The organism is Klebsiella sp. D5A (genome assembly GCF_001620885.1).
GTDB classification, from domain to species: domain Bacteria; phylum Pseudomonadota; class Gammaproteobacteria; order Enterobacterales; family Enterobacteriaceae; genus Klebsiella; species Klebsiella variicola.
Genome location: NZ_LOAR01000016.1, coordinates 74,430 through 96,615 on the forward strand (window position 1 = coordinate 74,430; position 22,186 = coordinate 96,615).

Genomic DNA, 22,186 nt, shown 5'->3' on the forward strand with positions numbered 1-22,186 from the left:
CTATGAGCGAAATCAAGACGCTTGAAATGCCAAAGTGGGGGCTTTCCATGGAGGAAGGCTTGCTCGCTCGATGGGCAATCCAGGAGGGTGACGATTTCACCAGAGGGCAGGAAATCTGTGAGATTGAAACCAGTAAAATCGTCAATGTGCTGGAGGCACCTTTTGCCGGTACATTACGCCGGATAATCGCCCGGGAGGGTGAGACGCTTCAGGTTGGCGCCGTGCTGGCTCTGGCGGCTGACGCTTCGGTCAGCGATGCTGAACTGGACGAATTTGCTGCCAGTCTGGCTATAGTGAAACCCGCAGCCCCTGACCCGGAGGATGCCGCGCCGGACGTAGCGGCACAGGCAGGCGCTAAGCCACCTTCCGTTGTTTCGCCGCCATCCAACAGTCCGGAGCCCCCTATTGGGCAGACCGTCATTCCCGTCAGTCTGCAAGGCGTGACTGATGTGACTCAGGTTAATGCCACGCCCCATGCGTTACGACTGTCTGCCCGCTGGGGTGTCGACCTGAAAAAGGTCCGCGGCAGCGGGCGCGGGGAACGTATCTCTGTTTCTGATCTGGAAAGCGCGATCGTTGCCGCCGGCGGTCGCCTGGCCTCTCCGACGCCCCCCGTTCGTCCCAGCAAAGCGCCCCGCTCGCATGCCGATGATAGCCAGGTATCGGCCACCCCGCTGGCGCGCCGTCTGGCCGGCAAGCTGGGTATCAACTTGCATGACTGCCGAAGCAGCGGTTCACGCGGTCGGGTGAGTCGCGATGATGTGCTGGCTGCGTCGTTGTTGCTCGACGGGCCCCCGCAGACCAGCCCTGTGCAGGAGAGTGCCCCGGCACCCTTTGAGAGCATCCCCATGTCCGGTATGCGGCGGGCTATCGCTTCTCGCCTGCAAACCTCCAAGCAACAGTCTCCCCATTTCCGTTTGAGTGTCGATCTCGATCTGGAACGACTGTTAGCGTTTCGTCAGGAAATTAACCGCGAAGTACCCGGTGTCAAGATTTCGGTTAACGACCTTCTGGTGAAAGCTTGTGCCCTGGCGCTGGTGGCCGTGCCAGACGTCAACATCCAGTTTGATGAAGCGACACAAAGTATCCGCCGCTTTGCGGATGCCGATATTTCGGTGGCTGTTGCGCTGCCTGACGGGCTAATTACCCCCATTGTTCGCTCGGCGAACCGGAAATCGATCAGCGACATATCGGCCGAAATTCACGCCCTGGTGACCAGGGCCAAAGCGGGCACGCTGAAGCCGGAAGAGTTCCAGGGGGGAACCTTTAGCGTGTCAAATCTGGGTATGCTCGGTGTACGGCAGTTTGACGCCATCATCAATCCACCGCAAAGCGCAATCCTCGCCATTGGCACCGGCGAGATGCGGGCGGTAGTACGCGACGGGCAAATCGTCGCGCGCCACCAACTGACGATATCGCTATCCTGCGATCACCGGGTCATTGATGGGGCGGCAGGTGCAGCTTTTCTCCAGGAACTCAAGCGACTGACTGAAACCCCAACCCTGATGTTTATCCAGGAGACGAGCTATGCACGATAATTACGATGTGCTGATCATCGGCGGGGGTCCTGGGGGGTATGTGGCCGCCATCCGTGCCGGCCAGCTAGGTCTTCGTACCGCCTTAGTGGAAAAACAACATCTGGGCGGCATCTGCCTGAACTGGGGATGCATTCCAACCAAGGCGCTGTTGCATGGCGCTGAGGTCGCGCACAGTATCACCCATGCCAGTCAGCTGGGCATCAGCGTGGGTGAGGTGAATGTCGATCTGCAGAAACTGGTGCAGTTTAGCCGTGCCGTTTCGCAACAGCTCACCGGCGGGGTTGAGTACCTGTTGAAGAAAAATGGCGTGAGGGTGATTGATGGCACCGCGCGGCTGCGCGGTAAGGGACAAATAACGGTAGCGGATGCCCGGGGGGAAGCGCACGATTACCGGGCCGATCACGTGATCCTGGCCACGGGCGCCCGACCACGCGCATTACCAGGCATAGAGCCAGATGGCGAATATATCTGGACCTATTACGAGGCACTACAGCCTAAGCGATTGCCCAGGTCGCTATTAATCATCGGTTCAGGCGCGATTGGCGTCGAGTTCGCCAGCCTTTATAACGATCTGGGCTGTAAAGTGACGCTGGTCGAGCTAGCGTCGCAGATTTTGCCCGTGGAAGATGCCGAAGTGTCAGCGGCGGTGCGTAAGTCATTCGAAAAGCGCGGGATTCAGGTCCATACCCAGACCCAGGTAACGCAAGTACAGCTCACCGATACCGGGGTGCGCTGTACAATGAAAAATACGAGCGCCGAATCTTTCCTGGAAGTCGAACGCGTGCTGCTGGCGGTTGGCGTACAGCCGAATATTGAAGATCTGGGGCTGGAAGCACTGGGCGTCGAGTTAGACCGCGGTTTTATCAAGACGGATGCGGCTTGTCGCACTAACGTATTTGGGCTTTATGCCATCGGCGATGTAGCCGGCCCGCCGTGTCTGGCGCACAAGGCCAGCCACGAAGGCGTGATCTGCATTGAGACACTGGCTGGTGTCGAAGGCACCCACCCGCTTGATCGCGACTATGTGCCCGGTTGCACTTATTCCCGGCCTCAGGTTGCCAGTCTGGGCCTGACGGAATCGACGGCCCTGGCCAGGGGACGGCCCGTCAGGATCGGTAAGTTCTCTTATCAGAGCAATGGTAAGGCGCTGGCCAGCGGTGAGACGGAGGGTTTTGTGAAGACCATTTTCGATGCTGAAACGGGTGAATTGCTGGGCGCGCATATGGTTGGCGCACAGGTCACGGAACAGATCCAGGGGTTTGGCATCGCCCGTCACCTGGAGGCCACAGATGAAAGTCTCCTGTCGATGATCTTTGCGCATCCGACACTTTCCGAAGCGATGCATGAGTCAATCCTCGCGGCCTGCGACCAACCGTTGCATCAATAAAAAATAAGGGAGGCGATAGCGTCGTGATACGGAGTAAGTTGCCCGTTATCCCTCCTGTATTTTCCTTGAACGTTCGATAAGGTAACAGCCCGTCGTTAGGTAAGTATCCCGCATCATTGATCTCCAGCCACTGGCAGTCATCTCACTTTATTGAAAATGAGCAGGACTAACGCAAGGCAAATGGCGCTACCGACAAATGCGGTGATGAAGGAATTCACCAATGAGCTGCTGTAACGAAATAAAAGCGTCATTGCGGATTCATTCCGTCAAGACTTGCTTATTTGTTCGTTACGAACATTTTAATACCTGGGGAATTGCACATAGCCGCTAACCTGTCCTTATTATTGCCACGCAACCTCATCTCTGTTGCCCTTACTGACGTTGCACTCGTTGCACATGATTTGCAGATTGGCAATATCGAGGGCTAAATGCGGGTAAAGAGAACGCGGTTTTATATGATCAACGTGCATCACCATCCCGTCACTGGCGCCGCGCCCGCATACGCAACATTTATTGCCGTAGCGCTGGAACGCCTGGTAACGTAAACGCCGCCACTCCCTTGAGCGGTAGAATGTCTCAGCCTCTTTAGCAGCTTGCTGCCGCTGCGCCTGCTCACGTCGGAACTGTTCGAATAAAACGACATGCCCTTCAGCTTTAGGGTAATTTCCCCAGGCATCCGTCGCTGGTGTCGTGTCGGGCTTCTCCTGTACCTTCACCGAGTCTTGAGGATAGAGTTTGCTCGTAACCTTTTGTACCAGCTTGAAAAGTATCCATACGACTACGGCCAGAATAACTAACGTTTCCACTCCCTCGCCTTATTCTCGTTCAAAGATGATTGCTGCATTATTTTATACAAGCGCCATATTGATGGTCATTATACCTTTGTAGGGATGAATTCGCGTTATCGCAAGGGGATAACATGCGTCCCCACACCATATACACCGCTATACCACCCATCTTTTCCCCCTCACGTTTTCAACCCAACCTGCTATGCTCCTTCTTTCCCTGTTCTCTGGAGAACTCAATGCTGACCATCTGGGGCCGAAAAACCTCCTCTAACGTGCAGGCGCTGATGTGGTGTGTTGGCGAGCTTGGGCTGGACTATCTCCGGTTCGACGTGGGGCATCGCTATGGTGGTACCGACAGCGAGGCGTTTTATCAGCTCAATCCCAATCGCACGGTGCCAGTGCTGCAGGATGGCGATAATCCGCCGCTGTGGGAAACGGGCGCTATCCTTCGCTATTTAGCCAATCGCTACGCCGATGACGCCTTCTGGCCGGGCGATCTGCTGGCCCGCACTGAGGTTGATCGCTGGGCCGAGTGGTCAAAGCAGAATATCGCCCTCGGCTTTACGGCGCCGGTGTTCTGGCGCGTGGTGCGCACGCCTGCCGCCGAGCGGGATCCGCAGGCCATCGCCGCGGCGGTGACGGCTCTGGAGCAAAAGCTGGCGATTGCCGAGACGCGTCTCGCCGGCAGCCGCTATCTGGTGGGCGATACGTTCACCCTGGCCGACATCCAGTTTGGCCATGTGCTGTACCGCTACTTTGCCATCGATATCACCCGTCGTCCCCTCCCCCATCTTGCGGCGTATTATGCACGGCTAACCGAACGGCCTGCCTTTCGCCAGCACGTCATGGTCAGCTACGACGAACTGAAGGTCTGAAGATGGTCGGTAGCGCCTCCTGACGCTACCGACATATCGGTTAACGCGCCATCAGGACAAACACGCCCCAGCCGAGATATTCCCGGGTCCAGGTGACATGGTGCAGCGGCGCGGTGGTCAACTGCTGGCGAACCTCCGGCGCGAAGTCATCGTGCGGATTGGCCTCCAGCCAGCGGCGCATCGTCAGCCATTTCGCCGCTTCATAACGATCCCAGCCCTCCTGGTCGGCCAGCACCATCTCCACCACGTCATAGCCCAGTTCACCAAAGTGGGCGACCAGCGCCGGCAGCGTCAGGAAGTCATCGGGAGTCTGCGCGCCGCAGGCAACCGCCTCTTCCGCCGTGGCCGGACGTTTACGCCACCATGGCTCGCCGATCAGCAGCATGCCGCCGGGCCGCAGGCTCTGCTTCAGCAGCGCAATCGTGCCGGCCACCCCGCCGCCGATCCACGTGGCCCCCACGCAGGCGGCAATATCGCACGGCTGGCTGGCGACATATCCGCTGGCATCCTGATGCACAAAGGTTACCCGGTCGCTTACCCCGAGCGCTTCTGCACGGGCGGTCGCCTGCTGGCTGAACAGCAGGCTCATGTCCACGCCGGTGCCGACGATCTGATGATCGCGCGCCCAGCTACAGAGCATCTCGCCAGAGCCGCTGCCGAGGTCAAGAATGCCGGTGCCCGGCGCCATCCGCAGCGCCCGTCCCAGGGTGGCGTACTTTTCCGGGGTAAAAGGGTTATGAATACGGTGTTCGCTTTCACTGATAGTAAAAATGCGAGGGATATCGATCATGGGTGTTTCTCCTTGAGAGCCATACGCCCGGGCAGCGACCCTGCCCGGGTCGCTGTATCAGCGGTTGTCCGCCTGCGCGCGAACGTTATTCAAACCAGTGGTGTTGATCCGGTACGGCTGGCCGTTCACCGACTTAATCAGCTTTTTGGTTTTGAGCTTTTTGAAGACCGCGAGGGTGCAGTCGTTCAGCAACAGCCCTTCCCGGGTGTAGCATTCGACGGCGGTAATGCGGCCGGAGGTATCGCGGACGTGCGCAATACGGCCACCTTTGGCGAGAACGTGTAAGGTACGTTGTTCCTGACGGGATAAATTCATACTGAAACCTGTTCATTATCATGTGCGAAAACATGCCTACACCCGCAGGTGTGTGCGTAAGGTTTAAGCGCAGCGATAATCAGTCCGGCCTGGGCAGGTCGGGGAACTGATTATCTGATAATGACATTCTCCAGCATCGAAGCCTCGGTAAGCATTGAAAGGTATTAACGCGCTGAATACTAACACCCTAATTTCATAAGGGCATTGTGCAGATTAAAAACTGTGACCGGTATTACGATTTACCCTCAGCCTCCCCCGCATTTTGCGCTTTCCGCCACCCGCTCTGTTCCTCAAGGTTAACCACCACCTTATCTCCCTCCCGCATTGTTAAATAATTGTTGTCAGATCACAAAATAGAAACAAAAAGGCCATTTCGTACGCATTTTATAAAAATGTAGATATTTTTAATTTATGGCTACGAAATGAACATCACCCTGACCTTACAGCGAGGAACGATCCTGATGAACGCCCTGACCGCAGTAAAACCGACACCCGCGCCGTTAGCCCAGCCATATCCGGGCTTTTCCATTGCCCCTTCCGCACAGTCGCCGCGCCTGCTGGAGCTCACCTTTTCCGCCGAAACAACCACGCAGTTCCTGCAGCAGGTCGCGCAGTGGCCGGTGCAGGCGCTGGAATACAAATCTTTCTTACGCTTCCAGGTCGGCAAGATCCTCGACGATCTGTGCGGCAATCAGCTGCAGCCGTTGCTGATCAAAACATTGCTCGATCGTGCGGAAGGCGCGCTGCTGATCAACGGCGAAGGGATCGATAACGTCAGCCAGGCCGAGGAGATGGTCAAGCTGGCCACCGCCGTCGCCCACCTGATTGGCCGTTCCAACTTCGACGCCATGAGCGGTCAGTATTACGCTCGCTTTGTGGTGAAAAATGTAGATAACTCAGACAGCTACCTGCGCCAGCCGCACCGCGTGATGGAGCTGCACAACGACGGCACCTACGTCGAAGAGCAAACCGACTACGTGTTAATGATGAAGATCGACGAGCAGAACATGCAGGGCGGCAATTCCCTGCTGCTGCATCTCGACGACTGGGAGCATCTCGACGAATTTTTCCGCGACCCGCTGGCTCGCCGCCCAATGCGCTGGGCCGCGCCGCCGAGCAAAAACGTCAGCAAGGATGTTTTCCACCCGGTGTTCGACGTCGATTCGCTGGGCCGCCCGGTAATGCGCTATATCGACCAGTTCGTCCAGCCGAAAGATTTCGAAGAAGGCACCTGGCTGAGCCGCCTTTCCGACGCGCTGGAAACCAGCAAAAACATCCTTTCCATACCGGTGCCGGTGGGCAAATTCCTGCTGATTAACAACCTGTTCTGGCTGCACGGCCGCGACCGGTTTACGCCGCACCCGGACCTGCGCCGCGAACTGATGCGCCAGCGCGGCTACTTTGCGTATTCCACGAATCATTACCAGACTCATCAATAAGGGTTCTCAGGCGAAGGAATTGAGCGGATGTATGATTTCGTGATTATCGGCGGCGGCATCATCGGCATGTCGACCGCCATGCAGTTAATTGAGATTTACCCGGACGCCCGCATTGCGCTACTGGAAAAAGAGACCGGTCCGGCCTGCCATCAGACTGGCCACAACAGCGGCGTGATCCACGCCGGTGTGTATTACACCCCCGGCAGCCTCAAGGCGCAGTTTTGCCTCGCCGGCAACCGCGCCACCAAAGCGTTTTGCGAGCAGAACGGCATCCGCTATGACGTCTGCGGCAAAATGCTGGTCGCCACCTCGCCGCTGGAGATGGAGCGGATGCGCGCCCTGTGGGATCGCACCGCCGCCAACGGCCTGCAGCGCGAGTGGCTAAGCGCCGGGGAGCTACGCGAGCGCGAACCGAACATTACCGGGCTCGGCGGGATCTTCGTCCCTTCCAGCGGCATCGTCAGCTACCGCGACGTGGCGGCGGCAATGGCGAAGATCTTCGAATCAAAAGGCGGAACGATCGTCTACGACGCCGAAGTCAGCGCCCTGAAAGAACATGCCAGCGGCGTGGTGATCCGCACCCGCCAGGGCGCCGAATATGAGGCCTCCACGCTGATCGCCTGTTCGGGCTTGATGGCCGATCGGCTGGTAAAAATGCTCGGCGTCGATCCCGGGTTTATCATCTGTCCGTTCCGCGGCGAGTATTTCCAGCTGGCGCCGCAGCACAACCAGATCGTCAACCATCTGATCTATCCGATCCCCGATCCGGCGATGCCGTTCCTCGGCGTCCACCTGACCCGCATGATCGACGGCAGCGTCACCGTCGGCCCCAACGCCGTGCTGGCTCTGAAGCGCGAAGGCTACCGCAAGCGCGATATCTCGCTGGCCGATACCCTGGAGATCCTCACCTCGCCCGGCATCCGCCGGGTACTGCAAAACAACCTGCGCGCCGGACTGGGCGAAATGAAGAATTCGCTGTGCAAAAGCGGCTATCTGCGGCTGGTGCAGAAATACTGCCCGAGCCTGACGCTGAGCGATTTACGCCCGTGGCCCGCCGGCGTGCGGGCGCAGGCGGTATCGCCGCAGGGCAAACTGATCGACGATTTTCTCTTCGTCACCACCGCGCGTTCGATACATACCTGCAATGCGCCATCGCCGGCGGCCACCTCCGCTATCCCGATCGGCGCGCACATCGTCAGCAAGGTGCAGACCCTGCTGGAAAGCCAGAGCAACCCCGGACGCACGCTGCGTGCGGCACGTAGCGTGGAGACACTACACGCCGCTTTTATCCGTTAACCCCCTTAAGACAGGAAGCGATTATGCAACTCAACGATATGACACTGTTTCGCCAGCAGGCGCTGATCGATGGTCAGTGGCGCGATGCGCCCAACGGCGATGTGATTGCGGTGACCAACCCGGCCAACGGCGAGCAGCTCGGCAATGTGCCGAAAATGGGCGCCGACGAAACCCGCGAAGCAATTGAAGCCGCCAATCGTGCCCTTCCCGCCTGGCGTGCCCTGACCGCCAAAGAGCGGGCGAATATTCTGCGCCGCTGGTTCGATCTTATGATGGAGAATCAGGACGATCTCGCCCGCCTGATGACCCTCGAGCAGGGAAAACCGCTGGCGGAAGCCAAAGGCGAAATCAGCTACGCCGCCTCCTTTATTGAGTGGTTCGCCGAAGAAGGTAAGCGCATTTACGGCGATACCATTCCCGGCCATCAGGCCGACAAGCGCCTGCTGGTGATTAAGCAGCCCATCGGCGTTACCGCCGCCATCACCCCGTGGAACTTCCCGGCGGCGATGATCACCCGCAAAGCGGGCCCGGCGCTGGCCGCCGGCTGCACCATGGTCCTGAAACCGGCCAGCCAGACGCCGTTTTCAGCGCTGGCGCTGGCCGAACTGGCCAATCGCGCCGGGATCCCCGCCGGGGTGTTCAACGTGGTCACCGGTTCCGCCGGGGCCGTCGGCGGCGAACTGACCAGCAACCCGCTGGTGCGCAAGCTCTCCTTTACCGGCTCGACCGAGATTGGCCGCCAGCTGATGGAGCAGTGCGCGAAAGACATCAAAAAAGTCTCCCTGGAGCTGGGCGGCAACGCGCCGTTTATCGTCTTTGATGATGCCGACCTCGATAAAGCCGTCGAGGGGGCGCTGGCGTCGAAGTTCCGCAACGCCGGGCAGACCTGCGTCTGCGCCAACCGACTGTACGTCCAGGACGGGGTGTATGACCGTTTCGCTGAAAAACTGCAGCAGGCGGTGGAAAAACTGCGCATCGGCGACGGCCTGCAGGATGGCGTCACCACCGGCCCGCTGATCGACGAGAAAGCCGTCGCCAAAGTTGAAGAACATATTGCCGACGCCATCGCCAAAGGCGCGAAAGTCGTCACCGGCGGCAAACCGCACGCCCTGGGCGGCAACTTCTTCCAGCCGACCATCCTGGTCAACGTTCCCGACAGCGCCAAAGTGGCGAAAGAGGAGACCTTCGGCCCGCTGGCGCCGCTGTTCCGCTTTAAGGATGAAGCCGACGTCATTGCCCAGGCCAACGATACCGAGTTCGGCCTCGCCGCCTATTTCTACGCCCGCGATCTGAGCCGCGTCTTCCGCGTCGGCGAAGCGCTGGAGTACGGCATCATCGGCATCAACACCGGCATTATCTCCACCGAAGTCGCGCCGTTCGGCGGCGTCAAGGCCTCCGGCCTTGGCCGCGAAGGGTCGAAGTACGGTATCGAAGATTATTTAGAAATCAAATACATGTGTATTGGCCTTTAACAGGAGCGATGGATGAACAGCAATAAAGCAATGATGGCGCGTCGCAGCGATGCGGTCCCGCGCGGCGTCGGCCAGATCCACCCTATCTTCGCCGAACGCGCGGAGAACTGCCGGGTGTGGGACGTCGAAGGCAGGGAATATCTCGATTTTGCCGGCGGTATCGCGGTGCTCAATACCGGCCATCTGCATCCGCAGGTTGTCGCCGCCGTCGAAGACCAGCTGAAAAAGCTGTCGCATACCTGCTTTCAGGTACTGGCCTACGAGCCTTACCTGGCGCTGTGCGAAAAGATGAACCAGAAGGTGCCCGGTGATTTCGCCAAGAAAACCCTGCTGGTCACCACCGGGTCGGAAGCGGTGGAGAACGCGGTGAAAATCGCCCGCGCGGCAACCGGGCGCAGCGGCGCCATCGCCTTCACCGGCGCTTATCACGGCCGTACCCATTACACCCTGTCGCTGACCGGAAAAGTGAACCCGTACTCCGCCGGTATGGGGTTAATGCCGGGCCACGTCTATCGCGCCCTCTACCCGTGCGCGCTGCACGGCGTCAGTGATGACGAGGCGATCGCCAGCATCCATCGCATCTTCAAAAATGACGCCGCGCCGGAAGATATCGCCGCCATCATTATTGAGCCGGTGCAGGGTGAAGGCGGGTTTTATGCCGCTTCCCCGGCTTTTATGCAGCGCCTGCGCGCCCTGTGCGACGAACACGGCATTATGCTCATCGCCGATGAGGTCCAGAGCGGCGCGGGCCGTACCGGCACGCTGTTCGCCATGGAGCAGATGGGCGTGGCGGCAGATATCACCACCTTCGCCAAATCCATCGCCGGCGGTTTCCCGCTGGCGGGCGTCACCGGGCGGGCGGAGGTGATGGATGCCATCGCCCCCGGCGGACTCGGCGGCACCTACGCTGGCAACCCCATCGCCTGCGCCGCCGCCCTGGCGGTATTACAGATTTTCGAGCAGGAGAACCTGCTGGAAAAAGCCAACCAGCTCGGCGACACCCTGCGCCAGGGCCTGCTGGCGATTGCAGAAGAGCATCCGGAGATCGGTGACGTTCGCGGCCTGGGGGCGATGATCGCCATTGAGCTGTTTGAAGAGGGCGACCGCAGCAAGCCTAACGCCAGGCTGACGGCGGATATCGTCGCCCGCGCCCGCGACAAAGGCCTGATCCTGCTCTCCTGCGGGCCGTACTACAACGTGCTGCGCATCCTGGTGCCGCTGACCATCGAAGAGGCGCAGATCGAGCAGGGTCTCAAGATCATCGCCGACTGCTTTACCGAGGCGAAACAGGCATAGAACAGCACACATGCGGAAGCGAAGTACGTTCGTAAGGGAATGAAGACGAGACCTGCAAAACAACAATAATACGCGTGCCCCGGCGCGGGAACGTCGGGGCGCTCTCCCAGGTGACACACTTCGAGAGGGTAAATGATGGGGCAACTGTCGCAATCACAGGATTTAGGGGCGGGACTGAAGTCGCGCCACGTCACGATGTTATCTATCGCCGGGGTGATCGGCGCGAGTTTATTTGTCGGCTCCAGCGTCGCCATTGCCGAAGCGGGCCCGGCGGTGCTGCTGGCCTATCTGTTTGCCGGGCTGCTGGTGGTGATGATTATGCGTATGCTGGCCGAAATGGCCGTCGCCACGCCGGATACTGGCTCCTTTTCCACCTACGCCGACAAAGCCATCGGCCGCTGGGCGGGGTATACCATCGGCTGGCTGTACTGGTGGTTCTGGGTACTGGTTATTCCACTGGAAGCCAATATCGCGGCGATTATTCTGCATTCGTGGGTGCCGGGCGTCCCGGTGTGGTTGTTCTCCCTGGTCATCACTCTCGCCCTCACCGGCAGTAACCTGCTGAGCGTTAAGAACTACGGTGAATTCGAGTTCTGGCTGGCGCTGTGCAAAGTGATCGCTATTCTGGCGTTTATCGTACTGGGCGCGGTCGCCATTACCGGTTTTTATCCCTATGCCGAGGTCAGCGGCATTTCGCGGCTGTGGGACCACGGCGGCTTTATGCCGAACGGCTTCGGCGCGGTGCTGAGCGCGATGCTGATCACCATGTTCTCGTTTATGGGCGCGGAGATCGTCACCATTGCCGCCGCCGAATCGGACACGCCGGATAAACACATCGTCCGCGCCACCAACTCGGTGATCTGGCGTATCTCTATTTTTTATCTGTGCTCGATCTTTATCGTCGTCGCCCTCATCCCATGGAATATGCCGGGGCTGAAGAGCATCGGTTCCTACCGCTCGGTGCTCGAGCTGCTGCATATTCCCTACGCGAAGCTGATTATGGACGGCGTGATCCTCCTGTCGGTCACCAGCTGTCTGAACTCGGCGCTGTATACCGCCTCGCGGATGCTCTACTCCCTGAGCCGTCGCGGCGATGCGCCGGCCATCATGGGCCGGACCAACCGCAGCAAAACCCCGTACGTGGCGGTGCTGCTCTCCACCGGCGCGGCGTTCCTCACCGTGGTGGTGAACTACTATGCCCCCGCGAAGGTGTTTAAATTCCTCATCGACAGCTCTGGCGCCATCGCCCTGCTGGTCTATCTGGTGATCGCCGTTTCACAACTGCGGATGCGCAAAATCCTTCAGGCGCAAGGCGGCGAGATCCGTCTGAGAATGTGGCTCTATCCGTACCTGACCTGGCTGGTGATCGCCTTTATCACCTTCGTGCTGGTGGTGATGCTGTTCCGTCCGGCGCAGCAGCTGGAGGTGATCTCTACCGGCCTGTTAGCACTGGGAATTATTTGTACGGTACCGATTATGTCGCGCTGGAAAAAGCTGGTATTGTGGCAAAAACTGCCGCTGCAAAATACGCGTTAACCCTGTTCCCGGCGCCCGCCGGGAAGAGTATTCAGGAGTAAGAACATGACCGCCATTCCCCAGGCGACGGCCATTGACGGGTACCGTTGGCTGAAAAACGACATCATCCGCGGGGTCTACCAACCCGATGAGAAGCTGCGGATGAGCCTGTTGACGTCGCGCTATGAGCTCGGCGTCGGGCCGCTGCGGGAGGCGCTCTCGCAGCTGGTGGCGGAAAGGCTGGTGACGGTGGTTAATCAGAAAGGCTATCGGGTGGCGCCCATGTCGGAGCAGGAGCTTCTCGATATCTTCGACGCGCGCGCCAATATGGAAGCCATGCTGGTGCGCCTCGCCATCGAACGCGGCGGCGACGAGTGGGAAGCCGAGCTGCTGGCCCGCGCCCATTTGCTCAACAAGCTGGAGTCCTGTGACGCCAGTGAGCGCTTACTCGATGAATGGGACCAGCGCCATCAGGCGTTTCACACCGCCATCGTCGCCGGCTGCGGCTCCCAGTATCTGCTGCAGATGCGCGAAAGGCTGTTCGATCTGGCGGCGCGCTACCGTTTCATCTGGCTGCGCACCACCGTGCTGTCGGTGGAGATGCTGGAAGACAAACATGTTCAACACCAGACCCTGCTGGACGCCATTCTGGCGCGCGATGCCGAACGAGCCAGCGCGCTGATGCGCGAGCACTTACTGACCCCTATCCCGATTATTCAACAGGCGATGGCTGGCAAGCTGTCGCCGCAGGCAGGGTGAGTCAGATGGTGGGGTTGAAATTACGGGTATGGCGGCACGCTCCTCCACGCCGCACGGGCGTGGAGAAATCGTATCCGTAGATCAATCAGGCCCGCAGGCGAACCGGCTCGCTGAAATCGTCGGCCGGTTCCAGCTTCAGATTAAAGGTGGTCAGCAGCGCCGCTGCGCGCTCGTGGAACTCGCGCAGCGTTTTTTCCAGTCTCTCGCTCACTTCCGGGTCGTCAATGTCGACCGCCTGCCATGAACCTTCTTTATTGAACAGGCCAAACTGGTAGCTGTAGGTGAAACGTGACTCTTGTGCTTCCATTTCCATCCACCAGCCCCAGAATTCACGCTTCTCCGGTGCGGGCTTAACATTGACGCAAACTGCCAGGCAATCGAAAAAGAAACGGTTGTCATGGCACTGCTCTTCGCGAATGTAAGGCCCTAGCGCCGTGAATTTCTTGATCAACTTACTTTTCAGGTGTCCACTCGGTAACGTCATTGCGATCTCCTTTAGTGATGCAACTGTTTTACCAAACCAATAGAATTTAGCAATAAATTAACCAAATCTATGATTGATCCAGCGGGCGATCTGTCGCAATGCGTGATCAAAATTGCGATACACCGGGTTAAACGGGATCTCCAGCAGTTTGCCATCGGCAGATGACGAAGTGATTAACCGCGACTCTTCTTCGGGGCTGAACGGATCGTCCTTCCAGAAGCCGGAAAGCATCGGCGTCGGGCAACGGCGCCCCAGCAGTCCCTGGGTTTTTAACGAGTAGCGGTTGAGCTCCACGCGCAGCGCTTCATCGGACGCGTCATGCATGCCCAGCCGCGAGGCCAGCACGTCAAGATACATCTCCGGCACGCGCCCCTGATGCAGGGGATCCACCAGCAGACCATGAACGACCGGGCCCAGACACGCCACAGCCTTCAGCCGCTGCGGCTCCAGGTAACCCAGACGGACCGCGATATTGGCGCCAAAGCGGAAGCCAAAGGCCGCGACCCGGGTATGATCGACCCACGGTACATTTTCCAGATGGCGCAGCGCGTGCTGGTGCAGCAGGCTGGTGTCCTGATTCAGCGTCCATTTTGACGAGAAGCCGATGGAAGGCATATCGATCGTCAGCATGGCAATGCCGAGCGGTGAGAAGTAATTCTCATACAGGTTGTAATAATCCGTCTGCAGCGAGTCCAGGCCCCCGCACATCAGCACCGTCGGAAACGGCCCATCGCCTTTTGGCGTATGCAAAAAGCCGGTTATTGGCGAACCGCCAGGGATGGTGAACTCCAGTTCGCGCAGCGAGCCCGGCAGCCGCTGGGCGGCCTCTTCATACGCCCGGTTGGCTAAAGCCTGCGCCTGTTCGGCCAGCTCATCGCCTTTAATATGCGGATAAGCGGCAATGCTATACAGGTTCGATGCATGCAACCAGTGGCGGCCGCTCAGCAAAGGATCGGCTTCCTGCCCGGCCTTTTGCTGCCACTGCATGGCCTCTTTCGCCCACTCAAAGATCCAGTTGCCGCCGCGATAGCCGATAACGGTATCGAACAGTTCTGGATCCGTTCGTTCGGCCTCGCTCATCACAATGCGCGCTTGCACATCGAGGATCTCCTGCGGGGTCACGCCGCGCCAGATCCACATCAAACGGTTGATCAGACGGTACCAGTGATCGACGTGATTGCCGCTCAGCGCCGACTGCATCGCCTGCGGTTTTCCGGCGGAAAACCGACGCACCAGCGTAGAGGTTTCGGGATGTTTGAAGCGGGGTTTAAACAGCGTTTCGCTGAGGTTAGCCTGTGACATGTGCAGCCTCCGTCGTAGTGCCACTCCTGTTATTGTAACCTGCTAAAGGATAAAAAAAACCACGCCCGGCAAGCCGGGCGTGGTAAATAGCACTGTCCTGAAGAATTAACGACCTGCGATAGGCGGTACAAACACCACGCCCATATCCCACGGCTGTTCAATCCAGGTGTCCTGCGGAATATCCACAACGTAATCGTCCACCAGCGGGCGGCCTGCCGGCTTGGCGAAAATGGTGACAAAGTGTGCTTTTGGATACATTTCGCGGATCGCCACGGCGGTACCGCCGGTATCCACCAGATCGTCGATAACGATAAAGCCTTCGCCATCGCCTTCCGCGCGTTTCAGCACTTTCAGCTCGCGCTGGTTATCATGGTCGTAGCTGGAGATGCATACGGTATCAACATGACGAATGCCCAGTTCACGCGCCAGTAAGGCTCCCGGTACCAGTCCACCGCGGCTGACGGCAATAATGCCTTTCCATTGCTCAACCGGCAGCAGACGGCTGGCCAGTTTGCGGGCGTGAATCTGCAACATGTCCCAGGTGACGACGTATTTTTCGCTCATGTGAAGTGTCCCAGCCTGTGTAATACGGCTTAAATAATGTTCGAGGGGGAAAATGGTTGCGCGAGATTATAGAGATCTGACGCACTAAAAACCAGTGTTAAGCGGTTTGCGCAACGCTTTTTGCGTTGTTTACACTACCTGCGGCGGTGGAAAGTGGTATTCTCAACCCCATCGCGCAAGCCCGGGCTTGTTGTGTATTTTAACGCTAACCCTCGTCCTGCAACCGCTGTATGCAGGAGTCTGTAAGGAGACTTACCGTGTCTGAACTGTCTCAATTATCCCCGCAGCCGCTTTGGGATATTTTTGCCAAGATTTGCTCCATCCCGCACCCGTCCTATCACGAAGAACAGCTCGCCGAGCACATTATGGGTTGGGCAAAAGATAAAGGCTTACACGCGGAACGTGACCAGGTTGGCAACATTCTGATTCGTAAAGGCGCGACTGCCGGTATGGAAAACCGCAAGCCGGTAGCGCTGCAGGCGCACCTCGATATGGTGCCGCAGAAAAACAACGATACCGTCCACGACTTCGCCAAAGATCCGATCCAGCCGTACATTGACGGCGAATGGGTGAAAGCGCGCGGCACCACGCTGGGCGCGGATAACGGCATCGGGATGGCGTCTGCACTGGCGGTGCTGGCCGACGACAGCGTCGCTCACGGTCCGCTGGAAGTGCTGCTGACCATGACCGAAGAGGCCGGTATGGACGGCGCGTTCGGTCTGCAGGCCAACTGGCTGCAGGCGGATATCCTGATCAATACCGACTCCGAAGAAGAAGGCGAAATCTACATGGGTTGCGCCGGCGGGATCGATTTCACCTCTAACCTGGCGCTGACCCGAGAAGCGATTCCGGCCGGGTTCCAGAGCTTTAAAGTAACCTTAAAAGGGCTGAAAGGCGGCCACTCCGGCGGTGACATTCACCTGGGTCTGGGTAACGCCAACAAGCTGCTGTCTCGCTTCCTCGCCGGCCACGCCGATGAGCTGGATTTGCGTCTGGTCGATTTCAACGGCGGTACGTTGCGCAACGCCATCCCGCGCGAAGCATACGCGACCGTCGCCGTCGCCGCGGATAAAGCCGATGCGCTGAAAGCGCTGGTGAATACTTACCAGGCGCTGCTGAAAAACGAGCTGGAGGCCAAAGAGAAGAACCTGGTAGTGCTCCTGGAAGCGGTTGATAACGACAAAGCAGCCCTGACGCAGGCTTCCCGCGACGGTTTCATCCGCCTGCTGAACGCCACGCCGAACGGGGTTATCCGCAACTCTGACGTGGCGAAAGGCGTAGTGGAAACTTCGCTGAACGTCGGCGTCGTCACCATGACCGATGACAACGTGCAGATCCACTGCCTGATCCGCTCGCTGATCGACAGCGGCAAAGACTACGTGGTCAGCATGCTGGATTCTCTGGGTAAACTGGCGGGGGCGAAAACCGAAGCCAAAGGCGCTTACCCTGGCTGGCAGCCGGACGCCAACTCGCCGGTAATGCACCTGGTGCGCGAGACTTACCAGCGTTTGTTCAACAAGACGCCGAACATCCAGATCATCCACGCCGGTCTGGAATGCGGTCTGTTCAAAAAACCGTATCCAGAGATGGACATGGTCTCCATCGGGCCAACCATTACCGGTCCGCACTCCCCGGATGAGCAGGTACATATCGAGAGCGTCGGCCAGTACTGGACGCTGCTGACCGAGCTGCTGAAAGCCATTCCGGCTAAATAAGCCCCACCACCGGCGGCAGTCTGCCGCCGGTTTTCCCCCGCATCACCTTAGCGCCACGCGTTTTTCCATCCGGTAGTTAATAAACCACTCCCCACGGGCCGCCACCCGCTGCTCCGCCACCACTTTAAATCCATGGGCCGTAAAACAGGGCTTTGCGGTAATGCTGGCGTCCACCGTCAGGATTTGAGCAGGATACTGAGCGCAGAGCGCCTCGATAAGCGCGCCGCCGATACCCTGCCGGGCGTGATCCGGCGAGACAAAGAGCAAATCGATATGCGTCCCGATGGCGGTGATAAAGCCAACCGGTTGATTGTTAACCACGGCTACCCGCCCGACTGAGTCAGCCAGCTTTTGTCGCCAGCGCGTCTCATCCACCTGTGCCCAGGCCGCAATCTGCGCCGGGATATAGTCCCGGCTCGCCGTTTCCTGCACCGCGCGCAGAAAGATCTGGCAGAGCAATGGCAAATCGCTGTCGCGGTAAGCACGAATATGCATGGTTAAATCCCTAATAAAAGCTGCCTTTCCAGTTGCGGATCGAGCAGCGTCACATGGAGCCCAACCAGACGCACGCCCCGTCCGCCGCGCCGCTCATCCCAGGCTTTGTGGGCGGTGGCAATCAGATCCTCTTTGTTCAGCCGCGGCCAGACGTGCTCCTGAGTGGTCAGCTGGAAGTCATTGAATTTCAGTTTAATCCCCTGGCGGGCGATCAACAGGTCCGGTTTGACCTTCGCCAGCCGCCGCTCCAGTTCGGGATAGAGATTTTCGATAATCGCTTCGCACGCTGACCATTCGTGGATATCTTCCGCTAACGTCCGCTCCACACCCACCGATTTACGTTGCCGATCGTTATGGATTTCCCGCTCATCAATCCCGTGGCTGCGCTCCCACAGAATACGGCCGAATTTACCGAAGCGCTTGAGCAGCATGGCCAGATCGCTGTTCTGCACATCGCCACAGGTACGCAGGCCCATATTTTCCAGCTTCGCCGCCGACACCTTTCCGACACCGGGTATTTTCGCCAGCGGCAGCGCCCGCACAAACTCTGCCACCTGATGGGGAGCGATAACGAACTGGCCGTTGGGTTTATTCATATCGGAAGCGATTTTAGCGAGAAACTTCACCGGCGCCACGCCCGCCGAGGCGGTGAGGTGCAGCTCCCGTTCGATGGTCTGGCGGATCTCCTGAGCTATTAGAGTGGCCGACCCGTGACAATGCACGCTGTCGCTGACGTCAAGGTAGGCTTCATCCAGCGACAGCGGCTCAATGCGCGAGGTATAGCGGGAGAAAATTTCGCGGATATGATTCGAGGCTTCTTTGTAGGCATCGAAGCGGCCGGGAAGCAGCGTGAGATGCGGGCACAGCTTGAGCGCCGTTGCCGTCGGCATGGCGCTGCGCACACCAAACTTACGCGCAGGATAGTTCGCGGTACTAATCACGCCACGCTGTACCCGACTGCCGCCTATCGCGAGGGGGATATCACGCAACGCCGGGTTGTCGCGCATCTCCACCGCTGCAAAGAAACAGTCCATATCGACATGGATAATTTTACGCATCGTCAGACTCAACACTGTATACCCATACAGCATAGCAAAACTGCGCGCCAGTTTGATGCTTTTTTTACTCCGGTGGTCAAAAAAACGCTGACAACATAAAAGTGCAATAAATCATGTTTATTTTCATAACGTTAATCAACTAATCTGAAAGATACAATTATGAAGAAACGACTCACCGCCCTTTGCCTGCTGGCCGCCAGCAGCGCTTTAGCTAACCCACAGCTGATTGCCCACCGCGGCGGTACCGGCGATGCGCCGGAAAATACCCTGCCGGCCATTAAACTGGCGCTGGAGAACCACGCTGAGGCCATCTGGGTCACGGTGCAGTTAAGCCGCGACGGCGTACCGGTACTCTACCGTTCAAGCGATCTCTCCGCCCTGACCAACGCCGAGGGTAAGGTCTCCAGCTTAACCGCCGCCGAGCTGGCGAAAGTCGACGCCGGCTGGAAATGGGGGGATGACAGCCACCCGTGGCGCGGTAAGCAGGCCACGATCCCGACCCTGCAAAGCGTGCTGCAACAGTGGCCGCACACTTTTTTCTATATCGATATCAAATCTCCAGATGCCGAACCGGCGGTGATGGGCGAACGCCTGCTGGCGGTGTTAAAAGCCACCGACAGCCTCGATCGCGTGCGGGTCTATTCCACCGATGACCGCTATATCGCCGCCCTGCCATCGGCTATTCCCCGCTTCGTCACCCGCAGCGAGACTCGCACTAAACTTGCGACTATTTCACTCAGCCACCAGTGTCAACTGAGCAGCCAGCACGAGGGCGAGCAGTGGTATGGGCTGGAGCTGAAGCGCAAGGTCGAGGTGGTGGAGAAGTTTACCCTTGGCGAAGGGATCTCCCCGGCAACGCTCACCTGGGATAAAGAGGCGATGGATTGCTTCCGCTCACAGGGCAAAGCGCACATTATTTTCTTCGGCATCAACAGTGCGGAAGACTACCGCACGGCGAAGGAGCTGGGCGCCGACGGGGTGATGGTGGATTCTCCGGCACAGGCGAAAAGCTGGCAGTAAGGGAGTCAACGGCTAAAAAGGCCGCGAAAGCGGCCTCACATTGCTGGCATGTTGTTGCCGGGTGGCGGCTGCGCCTGACCCGGCCTACGGTCCCAAATCACCGCCGGGCCTGGGGCAACTGAAACTGCCGGTGCTGGCGGCCTCAACATCGCTGAGACGTTCCCGGAAGGCCGGGGCAGCCCGCATGGATGCGGGCTGAGGGCCGTGTTTTGCACGGATGCTGCCTCGGCCCGACCCGAAGCCTGAAGGGATAAGTCGAAGGCACCACGCAGTGGCGATGTTGCTGGCCGGAGCCCGGGGGTACAGGGGGCGGCGGCGACTGGCCGCCCCCTGTGCGCTCCCTGTGCCATGAGTGACATAACGCAGAAGAAATATTGGGAGCGCAATCTGCCCGGAAATAACACAGAAGTGGTAGTCCTGCTAAGCGCAGCGCGAGCAGGGACATCTCCGGTTGCGCTGTTATTTCGCCGGGTGGCGGCTGCGCCTGACCCGGCCTACAAAACCGAAGCAGCAGACCCGGCAAGCGCAGCGCCACCGGGCACGGAGCCGCTTTATGCCGGGTGGCGGCTGCGCCTGACCCGGCCTACAAAACTGAAGCAGCAGGTCCGGCATGCGCAGCGCCGCCGGGCATTACAAAATACGCCGCTGCTGACGCTGCGCCTCGCGAGCGAGACGTTTCTTACGCGCGTCGCACGGTTCCGGACAGTCGCAGACTTTCTCCAGCCCCAGCGACGAGATCCCGCCGCAGCTGCCCTGAATGCTCTTGCGCTTCACCAGGTAGCCCAGCGACATACCGAGGATCACCAGCGCAAAAATCACAAAGGTCGCGACAAATACCGTCAGCATCGTCAGCCTCCAAAGTCGTCGAGCATGATGTTCTCATCTTCGACGCCCAGGTCTTTGAGCATTTTTATCACCGCGGCGTTCATCACCGGCGGCCCGCACATATAGAATTCGCAGTCTTCCGGCGCCGGGTGGTCGCGCAGATAGTTTTCATACAGAACATTATGGATAAAGCCCGTATGCCCGGTCCAGTTATCTTCCGGCAGCGGATCGGAGAGCGCGACGTGGAAGGTAAAGTTAGGGTTGTCGCGCGCCAGCTGCTCGAACTCATCATCGTAGAACATCTCGCGCAGCGAACGGGCGCCGTACCAGAAGCTGATTTTGCGCGTGCTGTGCAGCCGCTTAAGCTGATCAAAGATATGCGAGCGCATCGGCGCCATGCCGGCGCCGCCGCCGATAAACACCATCTCAGCGTCGGTCTCTTTAGCAAAGAACTCGCCGAACGGCCCGGAAATCGTCACCTTATCGCCAGGCTTCAGCGACCAGATATAGGACGACATGATCCCCGGCGGCGCATCCGGGACCTTCGGCGGCGGCGTGGCGATGCGCACGTTGAGCATAATGATGCCCTTCTCTTCCGGATAGTTAGCCATCGAGTAGGCGCGCAGGGTCGGTTCTTTCACCTCAGAGACATAGCGGAACAGATTGAATTTGTCCCAGTCTGAACGATATTCATCAGGAATATCAAAGTCGGCATAGGCCACTTTATGCGACGGGCATTCGATCTGAATATAGCCGCCGGCGCGGAACGGCACCGCTTCACCATCAGGCACCCGTAATTTGAGCTCTTTAATGAAGGTGGCTTTGTTATCGTTAGAGATAACCTCGCACTCCCATTTTTTCACGCCGAAAATCTCTTCCGGCAGCTCAATTTTCATATTCTGCTTCACCGCCACCTGGCAGGCCAGGCGGCACCCTTCTTTGGCTTCGCGTTTGGTGATATGCGAAAGCTCGGTCGGCAGAATATCGCCGCCGCCTTCTTTGATGGTCACCCGACACTGGCCGCAGGAGCCGCCGCCGCCGCAGGCGGAAGAGACGAAGATACCGTTGCTGGACAGCGTGTTCAGCAGTTTGTCACCCGCCGGGGTGCGGATCTGTTTATCCGCTTCGTTATTGATCTCAATAACCACGTCGCCCGCGTTCACCAGCTTTGAGCGCGCAGCCAGGATAAGCCCCGACAGCACCAGCACAATCAGCGTGAACATCACGACGCCAAGAATAATTTCCATACTTAT

General features: G+C 58.6%; 21 protein-coding genes. 11 read left to right on the forward strand and 10 right to left on the reverse strand.

Annotation, left to right across the window (positions count from 1 at the left end; all coding sequences use genetic code 11):
* Window positions 1–2 precede the first annotated feature (2 nt).
* Entirely contained in the window at window positions 3–1,538 is a 1,536-nt protein-coding gene (locus AS136_RS21160; protein ID WP_063266961.1) for a 2-oxo acid dehydrogenase subunit E2, read from the forward strand.
* Entirely contained in the window at window positions 1,528–2,925 is a 1,398-nt protein-coding gene (gene lpdA / locus AS136_RS21165; RefSeq protein WP_039102881.1) for a dihydrolipoyl dehydrogenase, read from the forward strand. Before AS136_RS21160 ends, lpdA begins: the two co-directional genes overlap by 11 nt.
* A 341-nt stretch (window positions 2,926–3,266) precedes the next feature.
* On the opposite strand, the gene AS136_RS21170 is transcribed toward lpdA, so the two are convergent.
* On the reverse strand, window positions 3,267–3,731 hold the full coding sequence (locus tag AS136_RS21170; protein ID WP_004191854.1) for an HNH endonuclease: 465 nt from the start codon (window positions 3,729–3,731) through the stop codon (window positions 3,267–3,269).
* Between the two features lie 218 nt (window positions 3,732–3,949).
* Here AS136_RS21170 and AS136_RS21175 point away from each other — a divergent pair, with 218 nt between their 5' ends.
* Window positions 3,950–4,588 (forward strand): glutathione S-transferase family protein, encoded by a 639-nt coding sequence (locus AS136_RS21175; protein WP_023322104.1) that lies wholly within the window; start codon window positions 3,950–3,952, stop codon window positions 4,586–4,588.
* Between the two features lie 40 nt (window positions 4,589–4,628).
* Here the strand turns inward: AS136_RS21175 and AS136_RS21180 are convergent, their stop codons facing one another.
* Together AS136_RS21180 and AS136_RS21185 are read right to left on the reverse strand one after the other, a co-directional pair.
* Window positions 4,629–5,378 (reverse strand): SAM-dependent methyltransferase, encoded by a 750-nt coding sequence (locus tag AS136_RS21180; RefSeq protein WP_023322103.1) that lies wholly within the window; start codon window positions 5,376–5,378, stop codon window positions 4,629–4,631.
* 57 nt (window positions 5,379–5,435) lie between these two features.
* Window positions 5,436–5,693 (reverse strand): YjhX family toxin, encoded by a 258-nt coding sequence (locus tag AS136_RS21185; protein WP_008805277.1) that lies wholly within the window; start codon window positions 5,691–5,693, stop codon window positions 5,436–5,438.
* A 461-nt stretch (window positions 5,694–6,154) separates the two neighbouring features.
* Here AS136_RS21185 and glaH point away from each other — a divergent pair, with 461 nt between their 5' ends.
* From glaH to csiR, 6 genes are all read left to right on the forward strand, one after another.
* Complete coding sequence (glaH, locus tag AS136_RS21190) at window positions 6,155–7,132, forward strand: glutarate dioxygenase GlaH (protein ID WP_012542782.1); 978 nt, start codon at window positions 6,155–6,157, stop codon at window positions 7,130–7,132.
* Window positions 7,133–7,159: 27 nt separating this feature from the next.
* Window positions 7,160–8,428 (forward strand): L-2-hydroxyglutarate oxidase, encoded by a 1,269-nt coding sequence (gene lhgO / locus AS136_RS21195; protein ID WP_023322102.1) that lies wholly within the window; start codon window positions 7,160–7,162, stop codon window positions 8,426–8,428.
* A gap of 23 nt (window positions 8,429–8,451) precedes the next feature.
* A complete protein-coding gene (gene gabD / locus AS136_RS21200) occupies window positions 8,452–9,900 on the forward strand; it encodes an NADP-dependent succinate-semialdehyde dehydrogenase (RefSeq protein ID WP_022065064.1) in 1,449 nt (482 codons plus the stop codon).
* Window positions 9,901–9,912: 12 nt separating this feature from the next.
* Window positions 9,913–11,196, forward strand: coding sequence for a 4-aminobutyrate--2-oxoglutarate transaminase (gene gabT / locus AS136_RS21205; RefSeq protein WP_016160342.1), 1,284 nt, complete (start codon window positions 9,913–9,915; stop codon window positions 11,194–11,196).
* A 135-nt stretch (window positions 11,197–11,331) separates the two neighbouring features.
* Window positions 11,332–12,732 (forward strand): GABA permease, encoded by a 1,401-nt coding sequence (gabP, locus tag AS136_RS21210; protein ID WP_002889795.1) that lies wholly within the window; start codon window positions 11,332–11,334, stop codon window positions 12,730–12,732.
* A 45-nt stretch (window positions 12,733–12,777) separates the two neighbouring features.
* Window positions 12,778–13,470, forward strand: a complete 693-nt coding sequence (csiR, locus tag AS136_RS21215) for a DNA-binding transcriptional regulator CsiR (protein WP_008805273.1) — start codon at window positions 12,778–12,780, stop codon at window positions 13,468–13,470.
* Window positions 13,471–13,555: 85 nt separating this feature from the next.
* Here the strand turns inward: csiR and crl are convergent, their stop codons facing one another.
* From crl to gpt, 3 genes are all read right to left on the reverse strand, one after another.
* Entirely contained in the window at window positions 13,556–13,954 is a 399-nt protein-coding gene (crl, locus tag AS136_RS21220; RefSeq protein WP_004178681.1) for a sigma factor-binding protein Crl, read from the reverse strand.
* A 57-nt stretch (window positions 13,955–14,011) separates the two neighbouring features.
* Window positions 14,012–15,256: an esterase FrsA gene (gene frsA / locus AS136_RS21225; RefSeq protein ID WP_040171811.1), complete on the reverse strand. Its 1,245-nt coding sequence runs from the start codon at window positions 15,254–15,256 to the stop codon at window positions 14,012–14,014.
* Window positions 15,257–15,361: 105 nt separating this feature from the next.
* Window positions 15,362–15,820, reverse strand: a complete 459-nt coding sequence (gene gpt / locus AS136_RS21230; RefSeq protein WP_002889733.1) for a xanthine phosphoribosyltransferase — start codon at window positions 15,818–15,820, stop codon at window positions 15,362–15,364.
* Between the two features lie 257 nt (window positions 15,821–16,077).
* Here gpt and pepD point away from each other — a divergent pair, with 257 nt between their 5' ends.
* Window positions 16,078–17,535, forward strand: coding sequence for a cytosol nonspecific dipeptidase (gene pepD, locus AS136_RS21235; RefSeq protein ID WP_063266962.1), 1,458 nt, complete (start codon window positions 16,078–16,080; stop codon window positions 17,533–17,535).
* 42 nt (window positions 17,536–17,577) lie between these two features.
* Here pepD and AS136_RS21240 read toward each other — a convergent pair whose 3' ends face one another.
* Together AS136_RS21240 and dinB are read right to left on the reverse strand one after the other, a co-directional pair.
* On the reverse strand, window positions 17,578–18,030 hold the full coding sequence (locus tag AS136_RS21240; protein ID WP_023322101.1) for a GNAT family N-acetyltransferase: 453 nt from the start codon (window positions 18,028–18,030) through the stop codon (window positions 17,578–17,580).
* 2 nt (window positions 18,031–18,032) lie between these two features.
* Window positions 18,033–19,088 (reverse strand): DNA polymerase IV, encoded by a 1,056-nt coding sequence (gene dinB, locus AS136_RS21245; RefSeq protein ID WP_008805269.1) that lies wholly within the window; start codon window positions 19,086–19,088, stop codon window positions 18,033–18,035.
* A gap of 159 nt (window positions 19,089–19,247) precedes the next feature.
* Between dinB and AS136_RS21250 the strand changes: the two genes are divergently transcribed.
* Window positions 19,248–20,108: a glycerophosphodiester phosphodiesterase family protein gene (locus AS136_RS21250; RefSeq protein ID WP_060876702.1), complete on the forward strand. Its 861-nt coding sequence runs from the start codon at window positions 19,248–19,250 to the stop codon at window positions 20,106–20,108.
* A gap of 630 nt (window positions 20,109–20,738) precedes the next feature.
* On the opposite strand, the gene nqrM is transcribed toward AS136_RS21250, so the two are convergent.
* Both nqrM and nqrF read right to left on the reverse strand, forming a co-directional pair.
* Entirely contained in the window at window positions 20,739–20,954 is a 216-nt protein-coding gene (gene nqrM, locus AS136_RS21255) for a (Na+)-NQR maturation NqrM (protein WP_004204638.1), read from the reverse strand.
* Between the two features lie 2 nt (window positions 20,955–20,956).
* Window positions 20,957–22,180, reverse strand: a complete 1,224-nt coding sequence (gene nqrF, locus AS136_RS21260; protein ID WP_008805267.1) for an NADH:ubiquinone reductase (Na(+)-transporting) subunit F — start codon at window positions 22,178–22,180, stop codon at window positions 20,957–20,959.
* Window positions 22,181–22,186 lie beyond the last annotated feature (6 nt).

Bases quoted from the DNA above. Each gene is read 5' to 3' on its own strand.
- gabD (WP_022065064.1), top strand. From the start codon at position 8,452: ATGCAACTCAACGATATGACACTGTTTCGCCAGCAGGCGCTGATCGAT.
- AS136_RS21185 (WP_008805277.1), bottom strand. From the start codon at position 5,693: ATGAATTTATCCCGTCAGGAACAACGTACCTTACACGTTCTCGCCAAA.
- AS136_RS21250 (WP_060876702.1), top strand. From the start codon at position 19,248: ATGAAGAAACGACTCACCGCCCTTTGCCTGCTGGCCGCCAGCAGCGCT.
- AS136_RS21180 (WP_023322103.1), bottom strand. From the start codon at position 5,378: ATGATCGATATCCCTCGCATTTTTACTATCAGTGAAAGCGAACACCGT.
- gabP (WP_002889795.1), top strand. From the start codon at position 11,332: ATGGGGCAACTGTCGCAATCACAGGATTTAGGGGCGGGACTGAAGTCG.
- nqrF (WP_008805267.1), bottom strand. From the start codon at position 22,180: ATGGAAATTATTCTTGGCGTCGTGATGTTCACGCTGATTGTGCTGGTG.
- frsA (WP_040171811.1), bottom strand. From the start codon at position 15,256: ATGTCACAGGCTAACCTCAGCGAAACGCTGTTTAAACCCCGCTTCAAA.
- gabT (WP_016160342.1), top strand. From the start codon at position 9,913: ATGAACAGCAATAAAGCAATGATGGCGCGTCGCAGCGATGCGGTCCCG.
- csiR (WP_008805273.1), top strand. From the start codon at position 12,778: ATGACCGCCATTCCCCAGGCGACGGCCATTGACGGGTACCGTTGGCTG.
- AS136_RS21175 (WP_023322104.1), top strand. From the start codon at position 3,950: ATGCTGACCATCTGGGGCCGAAAAACCTCCTCTAACGTGCAGGCGCTG.
- glaH (WP_012542782.1), top strand. From the start codon at position 6,155: ATGAACGCCCTGACCGCAGTAAAACCGACACCCGCGCCGTTAGCCCAG.
- crl (WP_004178681.1), bottom strand. From the start codon at position 13,954: ATGACGTTACCGAGTGGACACCTGAAAAGTAAGTTGATCAAGAAATTC.
- lhgO (WP_023322102.1), top strand. From the start codon at position 7,160: ATGTATGATTTCGTGATTATCGGCGGCGGCATCATCGGCATGTCGACC.
- nqrM (WP_004204638.1), bottom strand. From the start codon at position 20,954: ATGCTGACGGTATTTGTCGCGACCTTTGTGATTTTTGCGCTGGTGATC.
- AS136_RS21160 (WP_063266961.1), top strand. From the start codon at position 3: ATGAGCGAAATCAAGACGCTTGAAATGCCAAAGTGGGGGCTTTCCATG.
- AS136_RS21240 (WP_023322101.1), bottom strand. From the start codon at position 18,030: ATGCATATTCGTGCTTACCGCGACAGCGATTTGCCATTGCTCTGCCAG.
- lpdA (WP_039102881.1), top strand. From the start codon at position 1,528: ATGCACGATAATTACGATGTGCTGATCATCGGCGGGGGTCCTGGGGGG.
- dinB (WP_008805269.1), bottom strand. From the start codon at position 19,088: ATGCGTAAAATTATCCATGTCGATATGGACTGTTTCTTTGCAGCGGTG.
- gpt (WP_002889733.1), bottom strand. From the start codon at position 15,820: ATGAGCGAAAAATACGTCGTCACCTGGGACATGTTGCAGATTCACGCC.